The 23711-nt window shown below is 66.5% G+C and carries 21 protein-coding genes and 3 tRNA genes; 7 read left to right on the top strand and 17 right to left on the bottom strand.

The features are described from left to right. Positions 1-37: 37 nt before the first annotated feature. From H4W26_RS00580 to H4W26_RS00555, 6 genes are all read right to left on the bottom strand, one after another. The gene (locus H4W26_RS00580; RefSeq protein WP_192590262.1) at positions 38-1348 is read right to left on the bottom strand and encodes an extracellular solute-binding protein; all 1311 of its coding nucleotides are present in this window, start codon (positions 1346-1348) and stop codon (positions 38-40) included. Between the two features lie 133 nt (positions 1349-1481). Beyond that, positions 1482-2774: an ATP-dependent Clp protease ATP-binding subunit ClpX gene (gene clpX, locus H4W26_RS00575; RefSeq protein ID WP_192590261.1), complete on the bottom strand. Its 1293-nt coding sequence runs from the start codon at positions 2772-2774 to the stop codon at positions 1482-1484. A gap of 157 nt (positions 2775-2931) precedes the next feature. Beyond that, a complete protein-coding gene (locus H4W26_RS00570) occupies positions 2932-3600 on the bottom strand; it encodes an ATP-dependent Clp protease proteolytic subunit (RefSeq protein WP_192590260.1) in 669 nt (222 codons plus the stop codon). A gap of 65 nt (positions 3601-3665) precedes the next feature. Next, positions 3666-4274, bottom strand: coding sequence for a ClpP family protease (locus H4W26_RS00565; RefSeq protein ID WP_192590259.1), 609 nt, complete (start codon positions 4272-4274; stop codon positions 3666-3668). A 203-nt stretch (positions 4275-4477) separates the two neighbouring features. Further along, entirely contained in the window at positions 4478-5887 is a 1410-nt protein-coding gene (gene tig, locus H4W26_RS00560) for a trigger factor (protein ID WP_192590258.1), read from the bottom strand. A gap of 40 nt (positions 5888-5927) precedes the next feature. Beyond that, positions 5928-6001: transfer RNA gene (locus H4W26_RS00555), tRNA-Pro, on the bottom strand. Positions 6002-6313: 312 nt separating this feature from the next. Here H4W26_RS00555 and H4W26_RS00550 point away from each other — a divergent pair. Next, positions 6314-6386, top strand: a tRNA-Lys gene (locus H4W26_RS00550). 144 nt (positions 6387-6530) lie between these two features. Here the strand turns inward: H4W26_RS00550 and H4W26_RS00545 are convergent. Continuing rightward, a complete protein-coding gene (locus H4W26_RS00545; protein ID WP_192590257.1) occupies positions 6531-7085 on the bottom strand; it encodes a hypothetical protein in 555 nt (184 codons plus the stop codon). A gap of 89 nt (positions 7086-7174) precedes the next feature. On the opposite strand from H4W26_RS00545, the gene bcp reads away from it, so the two are divergent. The 5 genes from bcp to H4W26_RS00520 all read left to right on the top strand — a co-directional run bounded on the left by bcp (position 7175) and on the right by H4W26_RS00520 (position 11886). Then, on the top strand, positions 7175-7642 hold the full coding sequence (gene bcp, locus H4W26_RS00540; RefSeq protein WP_192590256.1) for a thioredoxin-dependent thiol peroxidase: 468 nt from the start codon (positions 7175-7177) through the stop codon (positions 7640-7642). A gap of 59 nt (positions 7643-7701) precedes the next feature. Continuing rightward, positions 7702-7785: transfer RNA gene (locus tag H4W26_RS00535), tRNA-Leu, on the top strand. 33 nt (positions 7786-7818) lie between these two features. Further along, complete coding sequence (locus H4W26_RS00530) at positions 7819-9462, top strand: ABC transporter substrate-binding protein (RefSeq protein WP_192590255.1); 1644 nt, start codon at positions 7819-7821, stop codon at positions 9460-9462. A gap of 120 nt (positions 9463-9582) precedes the next feature. Beyond that, positions 9583-11094: a malate:quinone oxidoreductase gene (locus H4W26_RS00525; protein ID WP_192590254.1), complete on the top strand. Its 1512-nt coding sequence runs from the start codon at positions 9583-9585 to the stop codon at positions 11092-11094. 3 nt (positions 11095-11097) lie between these two features. Next, positions 11098-11886, top strand: coding sequence for an alpha/beta fold hydrolase (locus H4W26_RS00520; RefSeq protein WP_192590253.1), 789 nt, complete (start codon positions 11098-11100; stop codon positions 11884-11886). A gap of 36 nt (positions 11887-11922) precedes the next feature. Here H4W26_RS00520 and H4W26_RS00515 read toward each other — a convergent pair whose 3' ends face one another. From H4W26_RS00515 to H4W26_RS00505, 3 genes are read right to left on the bottom strand one after another with little or no spacing between them, the layout of a single operon-like run. After that, positions 11923-13338 (bottom strand): hypothetical protein, encoded by a 1416-nt coding sequence (locus H4W26_RS00515; protein WP_192590252.1) that lies wholly within the window; start codon positions 13336-13338, stop codon positions 11923-11925. Continuing rightward, positions 13335-16415 carry an AAA family ATPase gene (locus H4W26_RS00510; RefSeq protein WP_192590251.1) on the bottom strand — a complete coding sequence of 1027 codons (3081 nt, stop codon included), beginning with the start codon at positions 16413-16415 and terminating at the stop codon, positions 13335-13337. The genes H4W26_RS00515 and H4W26_RS00510 overlap by 4 nt, the downstream gene beginning before the upstream one ends. After that, positions 16412-17659: an exonuclease SbcCD subunit D gene (locus tag H4W26_RS00505; RefSeq protein WP_192590250.1), complete on the bottom strand. Its 1248-nt coding sequence runs from the start codon at positions 17657-17659 to the stop codon at positions 16412-16414. Before H4W26_RS00505 ends, H4W26_RS00510 begins: the two co-directional genes overlap by 4 nt. 67 nt (positions 17660-17726) lie before the next feature. Between H4W26_RS00505 and H4W26_RS00500 the strand changes: the two genes are divergently transcribed. Beyond that, positions 17727-18512: an ADP-ribosylglycohydrolase family protein gene (locus H4W26_RS00500; protein WP_192590249.1), complete on the top strand. Its 786-nt coding sequence runs from the start codon at positions 17727-17729 to the stop codon at positions 18510-18512. Here the strand turns inward: H4W26_RS00500 and H4W26_RS00495 are convergent. The 7 genes from H4W26_RS00495 to clpS are packed head-to-tail and all read right to left on the bottom strand — an operon-like array spanning position 18496 to position 23699. Beyond that, complete coding sequence (locus H4W26_RS00495; RefSeq protein WP_192590248.1) at positions 18496-19635, bottom strand: exonuclease domain-containing protein; 1140 nt, start codon at positions 19633-19635, stop codon at positions 18496-18498. The two genes, H4W26_RS00500 and H4W26_RS00495, sit on opposite strands and share 17 nt — an antisense overlap. After that, the gene (gene rdgB, locus H4W26_RS00490) at positions 19632-20270 is read right to left on the bottom strand and encodes an RdgB/HAM1 family non-canonical purine NTP pyrophosphatase (protein WP_192590247.1); all 639 of its coding nucleotides are present in this window, start codon (positions 20268-20270) and stop codon (positions 19632-19634) included. Before rdgB ends, H4W26_RS00495 begins: the two co-directional genes overlap by 4 nt. Beyond that, on the bottom strand, positions 20267-21007 hold the full coding sequence (gene rph, locus H4W26_RS00485) for a ribonuclease PH (protein WP_378626047.1): 741 nt from the start codon (positions 21005-21007) through the stop codon (positions 20267-20269). The genes rdgB and rph overlap by 4 nt, the downstream gene beginning before the upstream one ends. Next, positions 21004-21837, bottom strand: coding sequence for an MBL fold metallo-hydrolase (locus tag H4W26_RS00480; protein ID WP_192590246.1), 834 nt, complete (start codon positions 21835-21837; stop codon positions 21004-21006). The genes rph and H4W26_RS00480 overlap by 4 nt, the downstream gene beginning before the upstream one ends. Positions 21838-21855: 18 nt before the next feature. Next, complete coding sequence (murI, locus tag H4W26_RS00475; RefSeq protein WP_192590245.1) at positions 21856-22755, bottom strand: glutamate racemase; 900 nt, start codon at positions 22753-22755, stop codon at positions 21856-21858. Continuing rightward, a complete protein-coding gene (locus H4W26_RS00470) occupies positions 22752-23384 on the bottom strand; it encodes a DUF2017 family protein (RefSeq protein ID WP_192590244.1) in 633 nt (210 codons plus the stop codon). Before H4W26_RS00470 ends, murI begins: the two co-directional genes overlap by 4 nt. 3 nt (positions 23385-23387) lie before the next feature. After that, the gene (gene clpS, locus H4W26_RS00465) at positions 23388-23699 is read right to left on the bottom strand and encodes an ATP-dependent Clp protease adapter ClpS (protein WP_192590243.1); all 312 of its coding nucleotides are present in this window, start codon (positions 23697-23699) and stop codon (positions 23388-23390) included. Between the last annotated feature and the right edge of the window lie 12 nt (positions 23700-23711).

Genomic DNA, 23711 nt, shown 5'->3' with positions numbered 1-23711 from the left:
TCGCGCTTCTGCCGCCGTGATGTCTCTGGTGCGGTGGTCACAGGAGACGCTCCCCTCTGAGGACTTCAACGATGAAGGAATCCGTCTCTGCCGGCGTGCTGTCTTCTCGCACCCCAGAGATGGGCGTGAACTCCTGTTGGATGGCCGTGGAGATCTCGTTGTAGAACGGAGTCTGGGGTCGGGGGGCGGCATTGGCGAGGGCCTCGCGGATGGCATCGGCCATCGGATAATCCTCTTCCAGGGCCTCATCGTCGTAGGCCGATTCCGAGGACGGGGGGTTGCCATTGGTGATGAAGTACTCGGTCTGGTTCTCCGGCTGGACGATGCATTCGATCGCATCGAAGGCCAGGTCCTGGTTCTCCGAGTCTGCACCGACGCCGAGGTTGATCCCGCCCAGCGGCGGCGCGGATGCGGTGTCCTCGTCCACACGCGGGTACTGCGACCACCCGATGTCGTCGAGAAGATCCTGCTCCAGGACGCCCTCGTCGACTGCGGCCTTGGTCGCGGCCCAGACGAACGGCCAGTTCACCATGAAGGAGCCGTTGTCTCCCTGGAAGAGCAGCATGGACTGATTCTCGTCCATGGACGCGACCCCCGGTCCGGCGAGACCCTCGGTGCCGATGGTCCCGATGATGTCGGCGGCCTTCTCTCCTTCTGCGGTGTCGAAGTTGGTCTCCAGGTCCACGGCCCGCGCTTCGGGATCGACCAGGATCGACGTGTCCTGCGACTCCACCAGAGCATTGAGCCAGACCGTCATGGACTCCGCTCGCGTGCCCTGCACGCCCAGCAGCTTGTCCTGCTCCATGGCAGCCTCGATGACCTGATCCCAGGTGACGGGCTCGTCCATATCGAGTCCCGCCTCCTCGGTCACCGATTCCCGGTACCAGAGCAGCTGAGTGTTGGCCCAGAACGGGACGGCGACGAGCTCTTCATTCCACATCGCTCCGGCGAGGGCACCCTCCAGGGTGTCTTCGGTGGTGGCCTCTGCGGTTTCGTCTGGGACTGGCGCAAGGAATCCCGGCTCAGCAAGTTCGGGGATGAACGGAGGGTCCAACGACATGATGTCCAGAGAGTCGTCTCCTGCTGCCAGGCGCCGAGCCAGCTGCTCGCGCTGTGAGGGCGCATCTGCAGGAAGCAGCGAGGTCTCGATCCGGTAGGCACCCTCGGCCTCCTCAGTGCACTGCTGCGCGAGAGTGGCCTGACCGCCGTCGTCGGGGTTGATATACCAGGTGAGGACGGGCACGTCCTCTTCCCCAGAGCATCCGCTCAGCAGGAGGCCTGCCGCGAGTGCGGCGCCCACCACTCGAGCTGGGCGCCCTCCGTGTGGGGTGCCAAAAGAACCACCCATGAATCTGCCGCCTCTCGTCACCCGGCGACGGTGCCGGGCCACTGAATGTGACCTGAGCCATACGTGAGAGAGAGACTACACCTCAGCTGACTCCCAGGAAATAGCCAGGCAATCCAAGGAGGAAAAGTCCAGGTCAGGCGGATTTCTTGCGGAATTTCTTGGCTTCGGTCAGCGTCACCAGCTCCGCATCGGCACCTTCACGCACGACCGCTTCGGTGATGGTCACGGTGGCGATGTCATCCCGAGAGGGAAGTTCGAACATGACCGGGCCGAGCACGTTCTCCAGAATGGACCGCAGACCGCGGGCACCGGTGCCACGCAGCTCAGCCTGTTCCACCACCGCCCCGAGCGACTCAGGAGTGAACTCCAGTTCGACCCCATCGATCGCGAAGATCTTCTGATACTGCTTCACCAGGGCGTTGCGGGGCTTGGTGAGGATATCGGTGAGCGCGGCAGCGTCGAGCTGCTCCACCGTCGCGATGACGGGGAGGCGCCCGATGAGCTCGGGAATCAGGCCAAACTTGTGCAGGTCCTCGGGCTCGACATCGGCATAGCTGGCCTCACCACGGGTGATGGTGGACAGCGGCGCACCGAAACCGATCCCCTTGCGGCCGGCTCGAGACTCGATCAGTTCCTCCAGCCCGGCGAAGGCGCCGGCAACGATGAAGAGGATGTTGGAGGTGTCGATCTGGATGAACTCCTGCTGCGGGTGCTTGCGCCCGCCCTGCGGAGCCACCGAAGCCACGGTTCCCTCGAGGATCTTCAGCAGCGCCTGCTGGACACCCTCGCCGGAGACGTCGCGGGTGATGGAGGGGTTCTCTGACTTGCGGGAGATCTTGTCGATCTCGTCGATGTAGATGATGCCCTGTTCGGCCTTCTTGACGTCACCGTCGGCGGCCTGGATGAGCTTGAGCAGGATGTTCTCCACGTCTTCACCGACATACCCGGCCTCGGTGAGGCTGGTCGCGTCGGCGACGATGAAGGGAACCTGCAGCTTTCGGGCAAGCGACTGGGCCAGATAGGTCTTGCCCGAACCGGTGGGACCGACCATCAGGATGTTGGACTTGCCGATCTCAACATCATCCAGCGGGCCCTTCTCCAGGGAGGTGGTCTTCTTCGCCGAGCCGGTGGCCTGGATCCGCTTGTAGTGGTTGTGCACCGCCACGGAGAGGGACCGTTTGGCCTTGTCCTGGCCGATCACGTACTCGTCGAGGAAATCGTAGATCTCCCGAGGTTTGGGCAGCTCGAAGTCATCGGGCTCCTGCACCTCGTTGAGGTACTCCTCGATGATCTCGTTGCACAGTTCTATGCACTCGTCACAGATGTAGACGCCCGGTCCAGCGATCAGCTTGTACCGGACCTGCTTCTGGCTCTTTCCGCAGAATGAGCACTTGAGCAGATCTGCGCTCTCACCTATGCGTGCCATGGATGTGCAATCCCCTCAAGACCTGATGTGTGGTTCGTATCTAGGGTACTTCAGGGCACTGACACGATCGGGGACGTCCGTGAAGAACGTCCCCGATCGAGTCATATGTGAAGCGGCGCGTGATCTGTTCAGAAGCCTCACGCGCCGAGGCCCTGGGTCAGACCGGCAACTTGCGTGAGGCGAGAACCTCGTCGACCAGGCCGTATTCCTTGGCGCCGGCGGCGGAGAGGAACTTGTCGCGGTCGATGTCCTCGGCGATCTCATCCTTGGACTTCTTGGTCAGGTCGGCAAGGACCTCTTCCATCCAGTCACGGATCCGGCGCACCTCATCGGCCTGAATCTGCAGGTCGGTGGCGGTGCCCTGGGTGCCGCCGACTGCCGGCTGGTGGATCAGCACTCGGGCGTTCGGCAGCGCGAGGCGCTTGCCGGGGGTCCCCGCGGCGAGCAGCACGGCCGCGGCGGAGGCAGCCTGACCCAGGCAGACCGTCTGGATATGCGGTCGCACGAACTGCATGGTGTCGTAGATGGCGGTCATCGCGGTGAAGGATCCGCCCGGGGAGTTGATGTAGAGCGTGATGTCCCGCTCCGAGTCCATGGACTCCAGCACCAGCAGCTGAGCCATGATGTCGTCGGCCGAGGCATCGTCGACCTGGCTGCCCAGGAACACGATGCGGTCCTCGAAGAGCTTCGCGTAGGGGTCCTGACGCTTGAAGCCATACGGGGTGCGCTCCTCGAAGGAGGGCAGGATGTAGCGGGAGTCGGGCATGGTCGGCGCGCTGGGCTGGGCAGCGGGGAGGCCGGGTGCCGAGTTGTCAAAGAGGTTCATGTCAGATGTGCTCCTGTGGTCCTGGTGCGAAACGCTGGCAGACGGTGTTCTTCTCCCGTGCGGGATCAGAGGCCCCCGCCGCCGGAGACGGTGGAAGACCGCTTGGCGATCTTGTCGAAGAAGCCGTAGGCGAGGCCGTCTTCAGCGGTGAACCACTTGTCACGGGCGTTGTCCCGAAGGATGGTCTCGAGGCTCTGGCCGGTCTGCTCTGCAGTCAGCTCGGCCATGACCTGCTTCATGTGCTGGATCAGCTGCGCCTGGATCCGGACGTCCGACTCGGTGCCCCCGATGCCGCCGGAAGGCTGGTGCATCAGGATGCGCGCGTGCGGAGTGGCGAATCGCTTGCCGGGGGTGCCCGAGGAGAGCAGGAACTGCCCCATCGAGGCGGCCAGGCCGGTGGCCACGGTGACGACGTCGTTCGGGATGAACTTCATCGTGTCGTAGATGGCCATGCCCGCGGTCACGGAGCCGCCCGGGGAGTTGATGTAGAGCGTGATGTCTCGCTCCGGGTCCTCGGCGGAGAGCAGCAGCATCTGAGAACAGATGGTGTTGGCGTTGTCGTCGCGGACCTCTGAACCGAGCCAGATGATCCGCTCCTTGAGCAGACGGTTGTAGATGTAGTCGTCGCGGGACGCAGGGTCCACGGTGGACATGCTCGGCAGGTTCTGGGTCATGGACTCATCCTCCACTGGTGGGTCAAGCTGGGTCGGCACTGGCAGTGCCCTCGCCAAGAACATTACTGGTTGTGCCGGGGCTGGCGAGCCCCCGGCGCGGGACTGTTCGCTGTTGGCACACGCGTTCAACTGCCAGCGAAGTCCATCACGCGAAGAAGGGCCCCACCGTGACGGTGAAGCCCTTCTTCTGTGACAGTTCAGTGTCAGTTCTGCTTGGTGTCCTCGGTGGCCTCAGCCTCAGGAGCCTCGGTCTCAGCCGCTTCGGACTCCGAAGCTTCAGCCTCGACTGGCTCCGCCTCGCCGGACTCATCCTCGTCACCGGCGGGGGTGACGAAGTCGGTCAGGTCAACGGTGTTGCCCTCGGTGTCCTTCACGACGGCGAGCTCGAGCACCTTGGCCAGAGCCTTGCGACGACGGACCTCGCCCATGATCATCGGCACCTGGCCGGCCTGGTCGAGCATCTGCGCGAACTGGTTCGGCTCCATGCCGTACTGCGAGGCGGTGGAGACGATGTACTCGATGACCTCGCTCTGCTCGACGCCGATCTCTTCCTTCTGGGCGATCTCATCCAGGACGAGCTCGTTGCGGAAGGCATCTGCCGTCTGCTTCGAGATCTCTTCGCGGTGCTCTTCAGTGTCGTGATCGTCACCGGACTCGTGGCCCTGGGAGGTGAAGTGCTGCTCCACCTGCTCGGCGACCACCGAATCGGGCACGGGGACCTCGATGAGCTCCATGAGCTTCTCCAGGACCTTGTCGCGAGCCTCGACGCCCTGCTCCACGACGAGGTTCTCCTCGGCCTTGGAGGCAAGATCGGCGCGCAGCTCCTCGATGGTGTCGAACTCCGACGCCATCTGGGCGAACTCATCGTCCGCTTCGGGAAGCTCGCGCTCCTTGACCGCCTGCAGGGTGACCTTGACGGACGCGGTCTCACCGGAGTGATCGCCGCCGGCAAGGGTGGTCTCGAAGGTGGCGTCCTCGCCGGCAGAGAGGCCCTCGAGGGCCTCGTCGATGCCCTCAAGCATGGTGCCGGCGCCGACCTGGTAGGAGAGTCCCGAAGCCGTGTCGACCTCTTCCTCTCCGACCTTGGCGACGAGATCGATGGTCACGAAGTCGTCGTGCGCGGCGGGGCGCTCGACGTCCTTGAGCGTGCCGAAACGGCCACGCAGCTCATCGAGCTGCTCCTGTACCGCAGCATCATCGGCGGAGCGTGTCTCCACCTCGACCTCGAGGCCGGAGTAGTCCGGGAGCTCGATGACCGGCTTGACGTCCAGCTCGCCGCTGAACTTCAATGTGCCTTCGTTGGTCTTGACGTCGGGGATCTCGTCGATCTCGACCTCGGGGCGGGAGAGCGGAGTGATCTCCGCTTCGGCCAGACCCTGCTGGTAGAAGTCGTTCAGACCGTCATTGATGGCCTGCTGGATCACATATTCGCGACCGACGCGCTGGTCGATGATTGCCGCGGGGACCTTGCCCTTGCGGAAGCCCGGGACCTGAACCTGCTCGGCGATGCTCTTATAAGCAGCCTTGATCTTTGGCTCAAGCTCTTCGGAAGTCACCTCTACGGTGAGCTTGACGCGGGTCGGGTTCAGATTTTCTACGGTGCTCTTGACCACGTGTGGGGCTCCTGATCGATGACTGGTGGATCGTCTGCTGTCGGGGTGACAGGATTTGAACCTGCGGCCTCACGCTCCCAAAGCGCGCGCTCTACCAAGCTGAGCTACACCCCGATCTCCCGACCACGCCGCTTCAGCCTGCCGTTCGCACGGCATGCGTCTGCAGGGACAATGGCGGACCGGTATACAGTACCGTGCTCCTGTCCTGGGCGACGAATCCTCACGCGTCCTGAGGGCTGATCCTCATGGCGCACACCATGAGGGGCGCTCTCCGGGCTGGTGGATTCTGCTCGAGAACTGCGGATTCGCCGTGAGACCACGATCACTGGATATCGATTGGCGTGCCCGCTGACCGGGTGCTAGAGTTTTATGTCGTTGCCCTGCTGATGAGGCGGGCGGCGAAATGGAGACATCGTCTGCGATTCAGGGCCTCTAGCTCAAGTGGTAGAGCATCAGACTCTTAATCTGCAGGTTTCGGGTTCAAGTCCCGAGGGGCCCACTGTGCATCACGCGGACGCTGTCTTCAGGATCGGACCGCTGGCCCGCGAGTTCAACTCGTGGGTCGGCGGTCTTTCTCGTGTCCACCTCGCTTCGGCGATGGCCGGGGACTCGACCGTCGGGACGGGGCTTCAGCCCTGCTGCCTCAGGCCGCGTCCATCTTCTCCACGGTGTCCATGAAGTAGTCGATGAACTCGAAGAAGTCATCGACGTCCTTGCGCTGATGCAGCACGACGTCTGGGAACTTCTCAAGACGGACCTGACCGTGCAGGTCCAGCGTCACCCGTCTGCCCGTCGAGAGTGCCAGCTCCACGAGATTGTCTCGGGTGGCCATCCCCGCAAGGTTGGTCAGGTTCACCAAGGTGGGTATCAGCGCTGTGGCCGCCCCGGGCAGTTCAGCTCGACGCAGCACCTCCACGCGGTCCAGCGCCTCCTGCAGGTTCACCGGGCAGAGCACGATCTCCACGGGCTCCCGCCGGTAGCCGACCAGCAGCAGGGTCTCGGACCTCTCATTCGGCGCCCGAGTCGATTCCAGGGATTCATCTTCCCCGGAGGACTCGGCCTCACCCGAGGAGGGCCCCAGGTCGGTGGTGCAGAGGATGTTGTAGGCACCGAAGTTCATCACGGAGGCATCAAATGTGGCACGCAGAGCGTTCACCAGGTGCTGTTCCGGCCTGCTGCGCTCGGTGGTGATGACCATGGGTGCCTCGACTCTCACGGGGGCGTCGGAGCTCCAGTCTACGGATAGGCTGACAAGCACGCATCAGCCACCCCGTTGAAAGGACCCCGATGACGACCCGACTTGAACCTGGCGATTCGGCCCCGCACTTCACCCTCCCCAGCACCGGCGGCGACACGGTGAGCCTGAAGGAGCTGCAGGGGCAGAAGGTTGTCCTGTACTTCTACCCGAAGGCTTCCACCCCGGGTTGCACCACGCAGGCCTGTGATTTCCGGGATTCGCTGTCCTCGCTCGCCGCCGGCGGCTACACGGTGCTGGGCATCTCCCCCGATCCGTTGACAGACCTGGAGAAGTTCACCGAGGAGCAGTCGTTGAGCTTCCCGCTGCTCTCGGACGAAGACCATGCGGTGGCGGAGTCCTTCGGCGCCTGGGGCGAGAAGACGAACTACGGTCGGGTGAGCGAGGGCCTGATCCGCTCCACCATCGTCTTGGACGAGACCGGAACCGTGACTCTGGCGCAGTACAACGTGAAGGCCACCGGCCACGTGGCCCGTCTGCGCGAGAAGCTCGCAGTCTGATCTCCTGTAGAATGAGCGGTCGCTGGAGGGCCATCTAAGCAGCCTCCCAGCGACCTCAAGCGGGCGTGGCGGAATTGGTAGACGCGCTGGATTTAGGTTCCAGTGTCTTAGACGTGGGGGTTCAAGTCCCCCCGCCCGCACCACCAGCGCACCTCCCCCGAGCATAAGGACCAGAGATGCTCTCAGCCATCGAACGACGCCGTTTCCTCGGCGGCTTCGGCGTGGCCGGGGTCGCCGGCGTGCTGCAGCGTCCCAGCTCGGGCGCGCACGCCCTCCCCACCCCTGCCTCCGACACCGAAGCCCCGGCGGACACCGAGCCAGAGGGCATCGTGCTCTCCGCCGTCTCCTCGGTGGTCTCCATGGATCCTGCCTTGGCCGTGGACACGGAGACCGAGCGAGTCTGTCGGCAGGTCTTCGAGACCCTGGTGGGGATCGACGGCGACACCGGTGCCACTGCGCCGCTGCTCGCCACGGACTGGGAGGCAAGCCGCAACGGACTGCGCTACACCTTCACGCTGCGCGAGGGCGTGACCTTCCACGACGGCAGCGCGCTCACGGCCGACGTCGTCGTCGCGAACTTTCGGCGCTGGGGACAGATGAATCAGCTGCTCCCGGAGGACGGTCCAGCGCGGACCACACTGGCCTTCGAGTCGCTCTTCGGCGGGTTCATGGATGAGGAGGCCTGTCTGCTGGAATCGGCGGAGGCCACCGATGACTTCACCGTCGAACTGACGCTCAAGGAGCGGCTGGTGTTCCTGCCCGAAGCCCTGGCCATGCCACCCTTCGGCATCGCCTCGGCGGAGGTCCTCTCGGACTCCGACCCCGAGCGGCTGGCCCGGGAACCTATGGGCACCGGCGCCTATCGGATCGTCAACGTGGGTGAGGATGAGGTGGTCCTCGAGGCCTTCACCGACTATTGGGACGGTGTCCCCCCGGCTCCACGCGTGGCGGTCCGCACGCTGCCTCGCTCCTTCGACAGGCTGCGCGAGCTTCAGCGCGGAGAGATCGACGTCTACGACTACATCACCGCCGACAATCTCCGTTCCCTGGTGCAGGCTGGGCGGCTGATCCTGCAGCGGGATCCCTTCTCCGTGCTGTACCTGGGCTTCAACCTTGACCATCCGATCATGGGTGACCGGGACGTGCGCGAGGCAGCCGCTCGTGCCATCGACCTCAACGCCCTGGTCGAGTCTTATTTCCTCGAGGGCACCCGACCGGCCTACCACTTCACCCCGGCAGCCCTGGAGGTGCAGTCCGAGGAGGCGTCCCGGTACAGCTTCAACGTCGAGGAGGCGCAGGCGCTGCTCGAGGAGACCGGGTACGACGGCGAACCGCTGCCGTTCTACTATCCGATGAACGCCACCCGCAGCTACTTCCCGCGTCCCGAGGCGGTCTTCGCCTCGGTGGCCAGAGATCTCACCGCCGTGGGCTTCAACATCAGACCCCAGCCAGTCTCCTGGGACGGCGGCTATGTGCAGTCGCTGCTCGAAGACGACAAGCGGGCGATGCACCTGTTGGGCCGCAACGGCGGATACCGCTCGCCGCATTCTTTCTTCGGCCCACTGTTCTCCCAGCAGACCCCCGAGTTCAACTACGATTCGGAACAGGTCCGGGAACTGATCAACACCGCCCGCAGCGTCGCTGATGAGCAGCGCCGCAACGACATCTACCGGGAGGTCTCGGATCTGGTGGCCGAGGACCTGCCGGCCCTTCCCCTGGTGCACCCGATCTCGGGCGTTGCGCTGGGGCGCGGAGTCACCGACTACCCGATGTCTCCGGTGCTGCACGAGCTTTTCAAGAACATCATTCCCGCCGAATAGTCGCACTCGTTGCCTGTGTAAAGAATTTCATTCGCTCGGCTCCCCGCGGGTAGAGTCGCTGATCGGATACCCCCGCACCACCCCCGGGTCTCGTCAGGGGGAACACTCAAGGAGAACTCTGTGGCCAAGTCATCGTCGACCAGCGCTCATGCGCCCAGCGCAGGGCAGAAGTTCGACGTCGTGCTCATCGGCGCCGGAATCATGTCCACCACGCTCGGCTCGATGCTCAAGGAGCTGGAGCCGGACTGGACCATCGGCATGTTCGAATCACTGGACCAGGCCGGGCAGGAGTCCTCCGACCCGTGGAACAACGCCGGAACCGGTCACGCCGCGCTGTGTGAGCTGAACTACACGCCCCGCGGCGCAGACGGCAAGGTCTCCACTGCGAAGGCACAGGGGATCAACGAACAGTTCACGGTGTCCAAGCAGCTGTACTCCCATTGGGTCAAGGCCGGGACGCTCGGTTCCCCGCGGACCTTCATCAACGGCCTGCCGCACATCAGCTTCGTCTGGGGCGACAAGAACGCGGAGTACCTGCAGGAGCGCTATGAGGCCATGAAGGCCCAGCCGCTGTTCTCCGACATCGTGCACACCGAGGACCACGCCGAGATCGCCGAGTGGGCTCCCCTGCTGATCGAGGGTCGCGACCCCTCCCAGCGGGTGGCAGCGTCGAAGTTCGACACCGGCACCGATGTGGACTACGGCTCACTCACCCGGCAGCTCGCCACGCACCTGGACAGCAGCGGCGTGGAGGTGCGCTACGGCCACGAGGTGCAGTCGGTCAAGCGCGGCTCCGACGGCCGATGGGACGTCAAGGTCAAGGACAAGGCCACCGGTGAGCGCAGCACCGCCAGTGCTCGCTTCGTCTTCGTGGGCGCCGGCGGCGGTGCCCTGGGACTGCTGCAGGGCGCCGGGATCGACGAGATCAAGGGCTTCGGCGGGTTCCCCGTCTCCGGGAAGTTCCTGCGCAGCACGGATCCGGCGGTGGCCGAGCGTCACCACGCCAAGGTCTACGGCCTTGCCTCGGTGGGCGCTCCGCCGATGTCGGTCCCCCACCTCGACACCCGGTTCGTGGAAGGACGCCGCACGCTGATGTTCGGTCCCTACGCGGGCTTCTCCACCAAATTCCTCAAGAGCGGCTCCTTCATGGACCTGCCGCTCTCGGTCCGCCCGCACAACCTGATCCCGATGCTTCAGGTCGGCAAGGACAACACCGACCTGGTGACCTACCTGATCAAGGAGGTCACGAAGTCCTCCAGCGCGAAGTTTGACGAGCTGCACAACTTCTTCCCCGACGCGGGGTCCGATGCGTGGGAGATGATCACCGCCGGCCAGCGCGTGCAGGTGATGAAGAAGGACGACAAGGGCAAGGGCGTGCTGCAGTTCGGCACCGAGCTGATCTCAGCCCGGGATGGTTCCATCGCGGGTCTGCTGGGCGCCTCCCCCGGCGCCTCCACCGCTCCGTCCATCATGTTCTCCCTGCTGGAACGCTGCTTCGGGGCACAGATGGACCGCTGGCGTCCGAAGCTTGAGCAGATGGTGCCCTCCTTCGGGCGCGCGCTCAATGACAACCCGGCGTTGCTCTCCGAAGTCACCGCCGAAACAGCCAAGACCCTGCAGCTCGAGCCCTGATCCATGGCTCGCCTCGAGTTCCCGGCTCCCGACACCGTCCGCACACCTGCCGGTCTCACCCTGCACACCTGGCCGCATCAGGAGCCCACGGGCCCACCTGTCCTGCTGATCCACGGTTTCGCGAGCAGCACGCTCTACAACTGGGTGAAGACCGGATGGCTTGACCCGCTGGCCACGACCGGCCGCACCATCATTGCGGCGGATCTTCCCGGACACGGGGACTCCAAGGAGACGAACCCAGAAGGTGTCCGGGTCGGCGACATCCTCCGAGACCTCAGGACACATCTTCAGGAGCAGGGGCACGACACGGTGGCCGTGCATGGCTACTCGCTCGGTTCCCGGATCGCCTGGGAGTTCAGCGCGGGGCATCCGGAGATGGTGACTCACCTGGTCATGGGTGGCTCCCCGACGGATGACCGGCTGAGTGCTCTTGAACCGAAGCAGGCGCGCCTCTGGGTGCAGGAGGGCGTCCGACCGCTCGATGAGCTCACGCGCAACGTCGTGACCATGGCCGGCAAGCTGCCCGGAGCCAATGTGCCGCACGTGGTGGAGCTTCTGCTGAGCCTCTCGGCAGACCCCTATGACCCCGCGGCAGCCGTGCCCGCAGCTCCGACCCTGGTGGTCGCCGGATCACAGGATGAGATCGCTTCCGAGGCAGCATCCCTGGTGCCGCTGATCACCGCGGCAGGCGCCGTCGGCACCTTCGTCCAGATCCCTAACCGGGATCATGTAAACGCGGTGACCTCGCGGGACTACAAGTCGGCAGTGGTCGAGTTCCTGCAGACCTCCTGAGCGCGTCCTGCCGAACTCTCAGCCCCGGTCTCTCCGTCAGGCCGAGCCCGCCCAGGGTTCCCTGCGTGTGGACGTCTGGGGCTCCACGGGCCCGGGCGTTCCCCAGAGCTGACCCCCGAGCACCACGACGACGGCCACGAGACTTCCAGAGACGGCCACCAGTGTGGACCAGCCATAGCCGAGTTCGTCCGCGGCTATGCCGGCGAGCGTGAGTCCCAGACAGACTCCCAGGAGCAGTCCCCCGGAGACTGCCGACATCGCGTGCGGCAGTCGCTCGACCGGTGCCCCCGCGCCCAGACTCGCGTAGAGCGCGACGCTCAATCGACCGAGCATGACAGCACTGAGCACGCAGAGCGCACTGAGCACCAAGAACGACCCCGGCGTCGAGGCGAGAGTGCCCACGGCCAGAAGCACCAGGGAGAGCCCCAGCAGCACTGTCACGTGAAGGCGTCGCCGGCGCAGCAGGAGCGGACTGCTGAAGGCCTGTGAATTCGCCCGCCCTGCCAGCACCGACGCTGCGGCGATGAGTCCCATCGGCACCGTGAACAGGCTGGGTCGCGGCAGCATCTGGGCCGACCCCAGGACGGTGATCCACAGCGCACCCAACACCCCTCCTAATGCTGCCGCCAAGAGAGCCGCTGCCAGGAGCCCACGCACCCACCCCGCTCCCGACGCGACGGAGCCCTCGCTCGAGCGGGGGTTTTCAGCCATGGCCTCTTCCTCGACCTCCGCGGGAAGACCCACCCGGTCGGGAAGGGCCTCTGGGGCGAGCCCGCGGTGTTCCAGGAGCAGCTGCTGGGCATGTTCGACCCCGCCGAGCGGTGACCGGGCCGCTTCGATCGACGCCACATCGGGCAGGGCGCGGTTCACGGCGAAGAGCGGAACGGCAGATGCGGTCAGAACTGCAGAAGTCAGCAGCCCAGCGGTCGGCCCGACGCCGAAGCTCAGCGCTGCCACCATCAGGGGCGCCGCGATCAGCGCGGCGTCATCCAGGCGGACTTCGCTCCGAAGCCCTGCCCGCACGCCGGGATCCGCCTGCGTCGGTAGTGTCGCAGGGGCCCAGCGGTGCGCCCGGCTGAAGGTGGCGGTCGCCGGTGCACTCAGGCCTGCGACGGCCGCGAAGACGAGCAGCAGCCCGTAGATCACCGCGTCGGAGGTCAGGGTGTCCTGGCGGGTGAGCCGGTCGATGCTGCTGACCATCAGCACCAGCATCAGCACGTGGACGATGGCGCTGACCAGGAGGACGTTGCGCGCGCCGACCCGCGAGGCCAACAGGCTGGCCGCAGGTCCGCCCACGGACATGCCCACCAGGGCCGCGCACACGAGGGTGGCAGTGGTGAACATCGACCCGGTGCCCGCAGCCGTCGCGGCCATCACACCGATGGGAAGAAGCGGGCCGGGCAGGCGCGCGGCGAAAGAGACCGCAGTTCCGTAGCCGCGCAGCCGACTCACGGGATCACCATCTCGGTGGTGGAGCCGTTTCGGTGCCGCAGCACTCGCAGCTGAGTGGGAATGGCGCGGTGCATCTCGCTGACGTGACTGACCAGCCCCACCCGGCGCCCCTCTCCTTGGAGCCTGTGCAGGGCGCTCATCACATGTTCGAGACTGTCCTCATCCAAGGAGCCGAATCCCTCGTCGATGAACAGCGACTCCATCCCGATTCCACCCGACTCTGCCTGGACCACCTCGGCGAGTCCCAGAGCCATGGCCAGTGATGCCATGAAGGTCTCCCCTCCGGAGAGTGAGGAGGTGGAACGCTCGACGTCGCTGTGTTCGTCGTTAACCTTGAGATCCAGACCCTGCAGACCTCGTCCTGCGGCGTCGTCGCTGTGCATCAGCCGGTAGCGCTCCTCCGACATCGTCGCCAGGTGTCGAGTGGCTGCCTCCGCCACCCGCTCCAGCCGGGCGGCGAGCACGTAGGTCGTCAAGGTCATCTTGAGCCCATTCTCTGCACCTGCCCCGTTGATCGTCGCTGCGAGGTCGGCTCGGCGGCGCTGTTCCACCAGGACGGTGTCCCGGTGGTGTTGAGCCTGCTCGAGCTTGTCGGCATGCTCCTCGAGGGCCTCACGCTGAGCATCGAAGCGCACCAGCGCCGCGGCAGCCGTCTGCGCATGAGCTGCGGCGGTCTGCTTCCGCTGCGCCGCGGTGGCGAGCTGCTCAGCATCCGGGCGTTGTTCTCCGGCCTCGTGCCGGCGGCTGCCGTCCTGAACGATCTCCTGGACAGACTCGTACTCCAACTCTCGCTCGAGCTCATCCCAGGCGTCGACGGCCGCGCGATGCTCGTGGAGCTCCTCCGCGCTGAGCCGGGCGGCCTCGAGCTCGGTGGAATCGGCGAAGGCGGAGGCCTGAAGCTGCTGCTCTGCAGCCTGCCGGGCGCGGTCCCGGTGCGCCTGCTGGAGCTGAGCCTCCTCGATCTGCTTCTGCGCCGCTTTCACCGCGACCTGCGTCTTCTCCAGCGCTGCCAGGCGCAGGGCGACGGATTCGTAGCTTCCGCGCAGCTTCCTCAGGGTCGACTTGAGCGCGGTGATCTCCGCGGCGTGCTGGGCTGCCGCTTCGCCGCTGCGCTGCGAGGTGTGCAGCGCCTGGGCGTGCTGCTGGCGCATCTCGTGCTCCCGGGCTGTGTCCTGATCGAGCTGCTCTCGCAGGGAGCGCTGGAGCCTGCGCTGTTCCTCCGCCTCTTGCAGGGCGAGCCGAGCGTGTTCGAGACTGCGCTCTGTCTCCGTGACGCTGACCTGCGCGTGTTCGCCGAGTCCGGCGAGCAGGTCCTGGTGCTGATCGGCCATGCTGCGCTGTTCGATCCGGGCCTCGTTCACCGCGTCCCGGGCGGTCTGCAGCTGAGCCTGGCTCTGCTCGACGTGCTCCCGGGTCACCGAGGTGTCACTGTCAGTGGCAGGGTCGGGGTGCGAAGTGGATCCGCAGACCAGGCAGGGGTGCCCGGGCTCGAGCTCTCCCGCGAGCTGCACCGCGACGTCGCGCAGGTAGTGCTGAAGCCGCTCGCGATGCGCAGACTCCAGACGTCGGTGCTCATCCTCCCGCTCCGTCACGCGGGAGCCCCAGAGCTCGATACGGCTCTGCAGACGATCGCGGGAGCGCTGCGCCTCCTCGCGGGCCACCAGCTCGTCACACGTGGCCCGGGCCTCATCGCGAGCGGCTTCGAGGACGTCGGGGTCTCTCAGCCGGTTCTGCTTCTCCTGGCGGGAGGCCGCCAGGCGTTCCAGCTCCTTCGCGTGCTCCTCGGCCTCGGTCCGCGCCTGATCGGCGACGCGCTGAGACTCTGCCTGCCGGGTCCGCAGAAGCCCATGCCGCCGCTCATGTTCGGCGGCCTCCGGCCCGGTCAGTCGGGCGCGCAGAGTGAGAAGCTCTTCGGCCGCAGCCGCGGCCAGTTCCAGACGTGGGTGACCCAGGACGTCCAGGAGCTCGACAGTGCTGATGTCCTCCGGCTGCAGCTCCGCGAACTCCTGGAGCTCACGCGCCGCCGAGCGAGCACCCGACTCTGCACGCTCCACGGCGCCGGCGTGCTCCCGAACCGCCTCCTGGGCGGCGCCAAACCACTCCAACACCTGCTTCGCAGCCTCGTGACGCTCCAGCTCCCCGCGCTTCTCGGCGATCGAGGCTGCCTGCTTCTGATGCTCGGTGCGGCGCACCGCGTGCTCGGCATAGCGGCGCAGCGCCTCGTCCCGCTCGCGCAGCTCGCTGTCCTGATCCTGGGACTGCTGCGAAGTCTCGGTGCTCGCTTCAGCGGAGGCCGCGAGCAGCAGACGACGACGACGCACCGCCTCGCTCACCCGTTCAGGCAGTTCATCCTGAGACAGGTCGGCCAGCTCAGCGGTGTCCGACTCATCGGACCCCTCCGGGAGCAACCCCTGGGCTGCCTGACGGAGATTCTCCGTGTGCAGCTCGATCTTGGCGCTGGTCTCCTTGAGCTGGTGCTCGGACTCCCTGGCTCGGTCCCGCAGGTGCCTCTCGAGCAGGGTGAACCGCTCCGTGTCGAAGAGCCGCTCCAGGAGTTCCTGCTTGTCCTTGCTGCTGGCATGGAGAAACTGGGCGAAGGACCCCTGAGGCAGAAGGATCACCTTGGTGAACTGGTGAAGATCCAACCCGAGCAGTCGCTGGATCTCATCATTGGCCGCCTGGATCCCCGAAGAATAGGGCTGCCACTCCCCCGCCTGGTCCAGATGCAGGGTGACCCGCTGGCCCACCTCACGCACCCTGCTGGGGTCCCGCTTCTGCGGACGTCCATGCTGCGGGGATCGCCAGATCCGGCAGCGTTGACCGGCCTGGGTGAATTCGAGCTCCACGAACGGCTCGCTCTCAGCACCAGCGTGGGTGCTCTTCAACCGCGTCCTGTCCCGCTGACCCGGGACGTCCCCGTAGAGCGCGAAGGTCAAGGCGTCCAGGATCGAGGTCTTCCCCGCACCGGTACGTCCGCGCAGCAGGAAGAGGCCGTCGGCGCCGAGTCGATCGAAATCGACTCGCTCGGTGCCCGCGAACGGACCAAAGGCATGCAGGGTCAGGTGATGCAGCTTCATGGGCGGACCGCCTGAAGACCCTGGTCGATCAGTTCCCGTTCCTCGGGGCTGGGCCCGCGTCCGCCGCGCACGTGTTCCAAGAAGCCCTCGATGACCTCGGTATCGGTGCGCGCCTGCTCCACCTTTGCCGAGTAGGTGCGATGGGCCGAGTCCTGCCGGCCGGTATGGGCGAAGGCGGCCAGGTGTGGGTAGCTCTCCTGCACGCGCTGGAAGGCTCGCTCCGGGCGCACGCTGTCGGTGAGCTTCACCTGGACATATGAGTCGCGATGAGTGGCCACCGTCTCTTCTGCGAGCAGCTCCTCCAGCGTCCCCTCCAGCTGTGCCAGGGGACGGCCTATGCTCCAGTCCAGCGCTTGGGCGGGATCTCGGGTTCGGGAGTCCCACAGCCAGGCGCCCTTGGCCTGGTGGGTCTCCGAGAACGAGTAGCGCAGCGGTGATCCGCTGTAGCGCACCGTCGAGGAGAGCCGCTGCCGCCCGTGGAGATGACCCAGCGCGACGTACTCGAAGCCTGCGAAGAGTTCCAGAGGCACCACCGTCAGTCCTCCGATGGTGTCCTCGTGATGTTCGGGGGCGTCGCCGGCGGCGACGTCCACGCCGATGTTGCGCTCGGAGTCGCTCGCCGCGCCGTGAGAGGCGAACAGGTGCGCCATCAGGATTACCGTCAGCGGTCCCGCTGCCGTCCCTGGGTCCGTCGAGGTCTCTGTGGCTGTGTCAGCGGATGGGTCGGTTCCATACTTTGCTTGCCGCGCTTCGACATCGGCCCAGATGCGCCGGATGACCTCGGCGGTGACTCCGGTGTGGTGGGCGCGGTCCAGTCCCAGTGCGGGTGCGAAGAGCTGCGGCTCCAGATAGGGCATTCCGTAGACCAGCGTGGTGCCTCCCGAGGGCTCGGGAAACTCCACCGGGATCCAGGCGTCCTCGAGTGAGCTGCGGATGTGCACCCCCGAGCGGCGCATGAGCCCGCGGCCGAATCCAAGCCGGGCGGCCGAGTCGTGGTTGCCCGGCGTGATGACGACCTGGACGCCGGCGTCCACCAGGCGCTGCAGGCAGCCCTCCAGGGCGGCCACCGCCCATTCCGGTGGCAGTGCACGGTCATAGATGTCCCCGGCGATGAGCACGACGTCGACTGCATGCTCCGCCACCGCCGCGCAGAGGGCCTCGAGCATCTGTTCCTGTTCCTCACGCAGGGAGTGGCCGTGGAAGCCACGGCCCAGGTGCCAGTCGGAGGTGTGTAGCCAGCGCATGGCTCCACGCTATCGGCTGGCACGGACATGGCCGGAGCACCACCCCGGCGCAGACTATTCTGGGAGCGTGGATTCCGCCGAGAAACTGATCAGCCGCTTCTATCCGGTGCTTGCCGCGGGTGCCCGCCAGGGTGACTCCCCCGCCCATCATGCGGAGCTGCTGCATCAGCTCTGCACCGCCGACGGTCTGCTGGAGCTCCTGGACTGGACCCGGCAGGGGCTCGGCGCCGATCCGCTCGCCTGCATGTGGCTGGGGTCCCTGCGCTGGTATCGCGTGGTCACGGGCTCCTACCCGCCCGGCGCCCCGCAGCCTCCCAGCCGCGCGGTCGATGCCCAGCTCGCGACCCTTCGCAGCGAAGGGTCGCTGATCCTGGAGCCAGAGTCCGCAGGTGGCAGCCTCGCGGGACTGGCGGAGGGGCAGATGGCCTATCCCAGTGCGCCCGCTCAGCCGGAGTCCGAAGCTTCCCAGGCGCTGCTGCGCGTGGTGCCCGTGGGACTGGTGCCCTATATCGACGAACCGATGCGACGCGCCTGGGCACGGCAGACCGTGGCTCTGACCCACGGACATCCCGCGCTGCTGCGCCGCGCAGAGGAGCTTGCCGTGCTGGTCCATGAGCTCGCCATCTCCTCGGCGCCGATCTCAGACAGCACGGCACAGGCCCGCCGCGAGATCACCGACGCCGTCCCGGAAGCCTCGATCCGCGAGATCCTGGAGCGTCAGCTCGACGCCGCACTGAACCCAGAAGACGCCAAGGGCCCGGAGATCCCCGCTGACCGGGACCTCGACACGGGCCTTCTCGTGGTGATCGCTCGCCTGGCGCAGCAGTGGGAGCAGATCACTCGGGCACAGTGACCTCGGCTGAGCCACCGTCACGGCCGGACACACTGGCTCCTGCCGGCGCGCTCTCGCGGGCCTGCGAGACCTGCGAGACCTGCGAGGGGGCCGGCCAGGCCACCCCGAGCAGCGCACGAAACTCCTCTTCGGCGATGAGCCGGATCGACTGGCCCTCTGCCTGACGGCGCAGCGCATCTCGCGCCTTGCTGCTGCGCAGCGGAAAGGACTCCTGGGGTGCGGCCAGCTCCCAGGGTTCGAAGCCGTCGCCCACCACCAGCAGCGAAGTGGCCGCCGTGACCCGCGAGGAGGTGCCTGCGCCGAGGCCGGCCACGACCTCTTTGGCCTCGGCACGCGGAATGGAGAGGCTGCCGGTGAAGCTCAGCTGTTGACCGAACAGCTCGTGGCTCGGGTCTGCCACCGCCGATGGTGGGAGGTTCTTTCCCTCGTCCTGCCAGCGCATCAGATCCGGCATGTGCCGAGGAGCGGGTGCGGGCAGGCGTGCATCGAAGAGGTGTGCCATGGTCCGCACCTGCCGGGTGGCCCGTGATTCCCGAGCGCGCGGCGCCCGCCAGGCCTCCATCGACCGAGCGGAGACGCCGCTCTCCTGGAAGAGGCGGTGGATCGGACCCACTGCTCGTCGCTCGGCGATGTCGCAGACCACTGCGGCGCTGGCCCGAGCGTCCTCCAGCGCATAATGATGGGCGGTGAGCTCATAGCCGGCCTCGGCGGCGGCCTTGGGCAGGGCATGCGAGGGAAGCTGATAGTTCGCGCGGGACAGTCGCACCGAGCACAGGCAGCTCAGTCCCGGGGAGTCCAGGCCGCTGACCTCCAGGGCGGATTCGAAGACCTCGATGTCGAAGGCTGCATTATGGGCAACCAGCACGTCTCCGGCGATGAAGGCGCTGATCCCCTCGAAGAGCTCCCCGAAGCGGGGCGCCTGCGCCACGGCCTCAGCGGTGATCCCGTGGATCGCCACGTTGTGGGGGTCGAACCGGTCGAAGCCCTCCGGCGGACGCATCGCAGAATAATAGGTGTCCACCTCCTGCCCATCGCGCACCTTGACCATGCCGATGGCGCAGGGCGAGCCACGGAACCCGTTGGCGGTCTCGAAGTCGACCGCGGTGAAGTCGAGCCCCTTCACCGAGTCAGTGCCTCGAGGATGTGCGGACGGAGGGCGGCGAAGGCCTCGCCGCGGTGGGAGATCGCGTTCTTCTCCTCCATGGAGAGCTCCGCCGTGCTGCGGGTCTGACCCGAGGGCTGCAGGATCGGGTCATAGCCGAATCCCCCGACACCCTGGGGTGCCGGCAACAGCCTGCCGCGCAGCGTCCCGGTGGTGGTGAACTCCTCGGCGGGGACGCCCGGCGACGCGGGGATGACCAGCGCCGCCACGCAGACGAACGCAGCACCGCGGTGTTCGGGGGCGATGTCCGCGAGCTGCTCCAGCAGCAGCCGCAGGTTGTTCTCATCCGAGGCCTGCGCGCCGGCCCAGCGCGCGGAGAAGATCCCCGGCGCGCCGCCGAGCACGTCCACTGCCAGTCCCGAGTCATCCGCGACGGCGGGGAGTCCGGTCTCGGCGGCCACCGCGCGCGCCTTGAGCAGAGAGTTCTCGGTGAAGGAGGTGCCGGTCTCGGGGATCTCGGCGCAGCCAGCGGTGGCGGCGTCGATCACTGCCTGCTCGAGATCAAGCTCGCCCAGCTCTGTGTGGGAGCCCAGCAGCGCCCGGAACTCCCGAAGCTTGCCGGGGTTCCTGGTGGCCAGGACGATCCTTGCGTTCACTGCGCGAGCGCCTCCCGCTGCATGGTGGCCAGACTCTTGGTGCCGCCCAGCGCAAGGTCCAGCAGGGTGTCCAGCTCCGCGCGATTGAAGGGGGTGCCTTCAGCGGTGCCCTGCACCTCGACGAAGTCTCCGGAGCCGGTCACCACCACGTTCATATCGGTCTCGGCGGTCGAGTCCTCGGTGTAGGGCAGGTCCAGCACAGCCTGTCCCCCGGGCAGCACTCCCACGGAGATGGCGGAGACTGAATCCTTCAGCACCTCGGCGCGCTTGGCCACGTGGCCTTCGCTGCGCGCCCACTCCACTGCATCGGCCAGCGCCACGAAGGCACCGGTGATGGCGGCCGTGCGGGTGCCGCCGTCGGCCTGGAGGACGTCGCAGTCCAGCGTGATCATGTTCTCGCCCAGTGCCTTGGTGTCCACCACGGCCCGCAGCGAGCGTCCGATGAGTCGCGAGATCTCGTGGGTGCGGCCACCGATCTTCCCCTTGACCGCCTCCCGAGCAGAGCGGGTGTTCGTGGCGCGCGGCAACATCGAATATTCGGCCGTGACCCAGCCTGCTCCCTGTCCCTTGAGCCAGCGCGGCACATTGGACTCGAAGGAGGCGGTGCACAGCACCCGGGTGCCGCCGAACTCGATCAGCGCCGAGCCTTCGGCATGGGCGCTCCAGTGCCGGGTGATGGTGACCGGACGAAGCTCATCGGCTGCTCGTCCGTCGGTTCGCAGATTAGTGATGGTCACTTCTCACTCTCTTCATGTGGTGTGTTTCTGGTTCCGCCGATCTCGTAGCTGACACCGGCGACGGCGACGGCGAGGTCTCCGCTGTACTGTTCTCTGGCGCGGGCGAGGAGCACCCGCTGCGAGGTCCAGACGGGGATGTGGGTCAGCAGCAGGCGACCCACCCCTGCCTCGCGTGCGGTGATTCCGGCTCGGTGCCCGTTGAGGTGGACACCCTCGATGTGATCGTCCCGGCCGTCCTCGAAGGCCGCCTCGCAGAGGAACAGGTCAGCGTCCCGGGCCGCCTCGAGAAGTCCGTCACAGGCGTCGGTGTCTCCCGAATAGGTCAGCGTGTGCGGCAGACCGTCCGCCGAGGCTTCCGCCGCCACGTCGATGCGCAGCGCGTATGCCTCCTCGATGGGGTGACGCACGGGAACCGGGGTGATGGTGAAGGGTCCGATCGTCTCGGCCTGCTGGGGCTGCCAGGTCTTGAAGTCGAAGTCCGGGTGCATCCCCGGGTTGGGGTCCATCCCGTAGGCGCTGGCGATGCGCTGATCGGTGGTCGAAGGTCCGTAGACCGGCACATGCTTCCCTGGCCACCCGCCTGGACGCCATCGGATGGCGACGTGGAGACCGCACAGGTCCATGTAGTGGTCCGGGTGCAGGTGCGAGAGGCACACGGCGTCGATGTCTTCCAGCGCGAGGTGCTGCTGCAGCTTCCCCAGGGCCCCATTGCCCAGATCCACGACCACTCGCCAGGTGCGGCCCTGGTAGTCGGCGGTCAGCAGATAGCACGACGCCGGGGACTCCGGGCCGGGGAAAGACCCGCTGCACCCGATGATGGTGAGTTTCATATGGTGCGTTGCTCCCCTTCAGTCATCCTGCGCTCCGGCCAGCATAGCGGGAGTGATCCGCTGAATCACACCAGTGGGATAGGCCTCCCGCACGTGGTCCACCTGCTGCACTCCGCGCACCTCGGGACCGAGGAATCGACGGGCCAGGACCCGGAATGCCTCGGCGTCTCCGGTGGAGAGGAAGGTGTGCACCGCAGCCGGGCCGGGGCGGTCCTGCGAGCCGAGGGGGCGTTGGAGCCCGTGCTGGGTGAGCGCGCGGTAGAGGTCCTTGGCGGTCTCCTCGGCGGAGGAGACCAGGGTGACCTGCTCGCCCATCACATAGGAGATGACCCCGGTGAGCAGGGGGTAGTGGGTGCAGCCGAGGACCAGGGTGTCGACGTTCGCGGCCTCGAGCGGGGCGAGATACTCCCGGGCCGCCTGGAGCAGGTCCTCCCCCGCGGTCACGCCGCGTTCGACGAACTCCACGAACTGCGGACAGGCAGCCGAGGTGATCTTCAGCTGCGGGGCTGCTGCGAAGCTGTCCTCGTAGGCGCCCGAGCCCACGGTGGCGCTGGTGCCGATGACGCCGATGCTCCCGTTGCGGGTAGCAGATGCTGCCCGGCGCACGGCCGGCTGGATGACCTCGATGACCGGTATCCCGTGACGGTCGGTATAGCGCTCCCGCGCATCGCGCAGGACCGCCGCCGAGGCGGAGTTGCAGGCGATGACCAGCGCCTTGACTCCGGAGTCGACGAGCTCGTCCATGACGCCCAGCGCGTGGGCCCGCACCCGGGCGATGGGCAGCGGGCCGTAGGGCCCATGGGCGGTGTCACCGAGGTAGGTGATGGACTCCCCCGGCAGCTGATCCAGCACGGCGCGGGCGACGGTGAGGCCTCCGACTCCGGAATCAAAGATGCCCACCGGAGCGGATGCGTTCATGCGGCGCCCGTGTCCTCGTCGGTCTCGTCCTCCGGGAGAAACTCGGTCATGGCGGTGAAGAGGGATTCCTGCAGCCAGGTGATGAAGGTGTAGATCTCTGCCATGAAGGACTCGGAGTCCTTGGACCGCGAGGCGAGTGCCAGCTCATGCACGCGCTCGGCGTCCTCCTCGGTCTCCAGATTCAGCCGGCTGGCCAACGTCAGCCGCAGGTCGTTGAGGGCGCGCCCGAACATGGGGGCCACATCCTCCTGGATGCTGACCGGGGAGCTCTCCAGGAGCATCCGCGCGGTGCGCAGGTCCGCAAGCTTGGCGCCGCGCAGCGAGTTCTCGCTCAACCGACGAAAATGTCCTGCCTCCTCCTCATCGGCCAGCGCATCCGGAAGCAGCCGACGCAGCACCTCATCCGTCGGCGCAGCCAGCGGCTCGTCACCTCCCAGACCGGCCATCTCGGCCCGGAAGTGCGCGAAGTCGGGGTCCTCGGAGGCGCTGTCCGGTGCCGCCGTCGTCTCCTTCTCACGGTTTTGAAGCAGCGTGATGACATCGGCGCACAGGGAGCTGAGCAGACGGCGCTCGTGCTGGTCCAGATCGGCGCGGTATCCCTTGGTCGTGGCGCGGAAAGCAGTGGCCACGGACTACTCGGCCTCTTCCAGGGTCGCCTGGAGCCCGAACTGATGCATCGCCGTCACGTCCTGCTCGGCCTTCTCTCGCGGACCATGGGAGACCACAGCGCGGCCCTGGTGATGGACCTGGAGCATGAGCTCCTTGGCGCGTGCCTTGGAGTGGCCGAAGTAGCTGCGGAACACCCAGCTGACGTAGGTCATCAGGTTCACGGGGTCATTCCAGACGACCACCTGGTACGGGCGCTGGGCGGAGAGGAGCCGGGAGAACTCGGAATCGAGGTCAGTCTCCTCGCGGCTGAGCGTGGATCCTTGCGCTGAACTCATGCTCCGTATTCT

The sequence above is a fragment of the Nesterenkonia halotolerans genome (assembly GCF_014874065.1).
GTDB classification, from domain to species: Bacteria; Actinomycetota; Actinomycetes; order Actinomycetales; family Micrococcaceae; genus Nesterenkonia; species Nesterenkonia halotolerans.
This window is presented reverse-complemented; position numbering and strand designations above follow the sequence as displayed.

Coding starts and splice junctions, on each gene's coding strand:
- clpS (WP_192590243.1), bottom strand. CDS start 23,699: ATGAGTTCAGCGCAAGGATCCACGCTCAGCCGCGAGGAGACTGACCTC.
- H4W26_RS00565 (WP_192590259.1), bottom strand. CDS start 4,274: ATGACCCAGAACCTGCCGAGCATGTCCACCGTGGACCCTGCGTCCCGC.
- H4W26_RS00505 (WP_192590250.1), bottom strand. CDS start 17,659: ATGCGCTGGCTACACACCTCCGACTGGCACCTGGGCCGTGGCTTCCAC.
- bcp (WP_192590256.1), top strand. CDS start 7,175: ATGACGACCCGACTTGAACCTGGCGATTCGGCCCCGCACTTCACCCTC.
- H4W26_RS00570 (WP_192590260.1), bottom strand. CDS start 3,600: ATGAACCTCTTTGACAACTCGGCACCCGGCCTCCCCGCTGCCCAGCCC.
- H4W26_RS00510 (WP_192590251.1), bottom strand. CDS start 16,415: ATGAAGCTGCATCACCTGACCCTGCATGCCTTTGGTCCGTTCGCGGGC.
- clpX (WP_192590261.1), bottom strand. CDS start 2,774: ATGGCACGCATAGGTGAGAGCGCAGATCTGCTCAAGTGCTCATTCTGC.
- H4W26_RS00580 (WP_192590262.1), bottom strand. CDS start 1,348: ATGGGTGGTTCTTTTGGCACCCCACACGGAGGGCGCCCAGCTCGAGTG.
- murI (WP_192590245.1), bottom strand. CDS start 22,755: ATGAACGCATCCGCTCCGGTGGGCATCTTTGATTCCGGAGTCGGAGGC.
- H4W26_RS00480 (WP_192590246.1), bottom strand. CDS start 21,837: ATGAAACTCACCATCATCGGGTGCAGCGGGTCTTTCCCCGGCCCGGAG.
- H4W26_RS00545 (WP_192590257.1), bottom strand. CDS start 7,085: ATGGTCATCACCACCGAGCGCAGCAGGCCGGAACAGCACCTGGTGAAC.
- H4W26_RS00530 (WP_192590255.1), top strand. CDS start 7,819: ATGCTCTCAGCCATCGAACGACGCCGTTTCCTCGGCGGCTTCGGCGTG.
- H4W26_RS00520 (WP_192590253.1), top strand. CDS start 11,098: ATGGCTCGCCTCGAGTTCCCGGCTCCCGACACCGTCCGCACACCTGCC.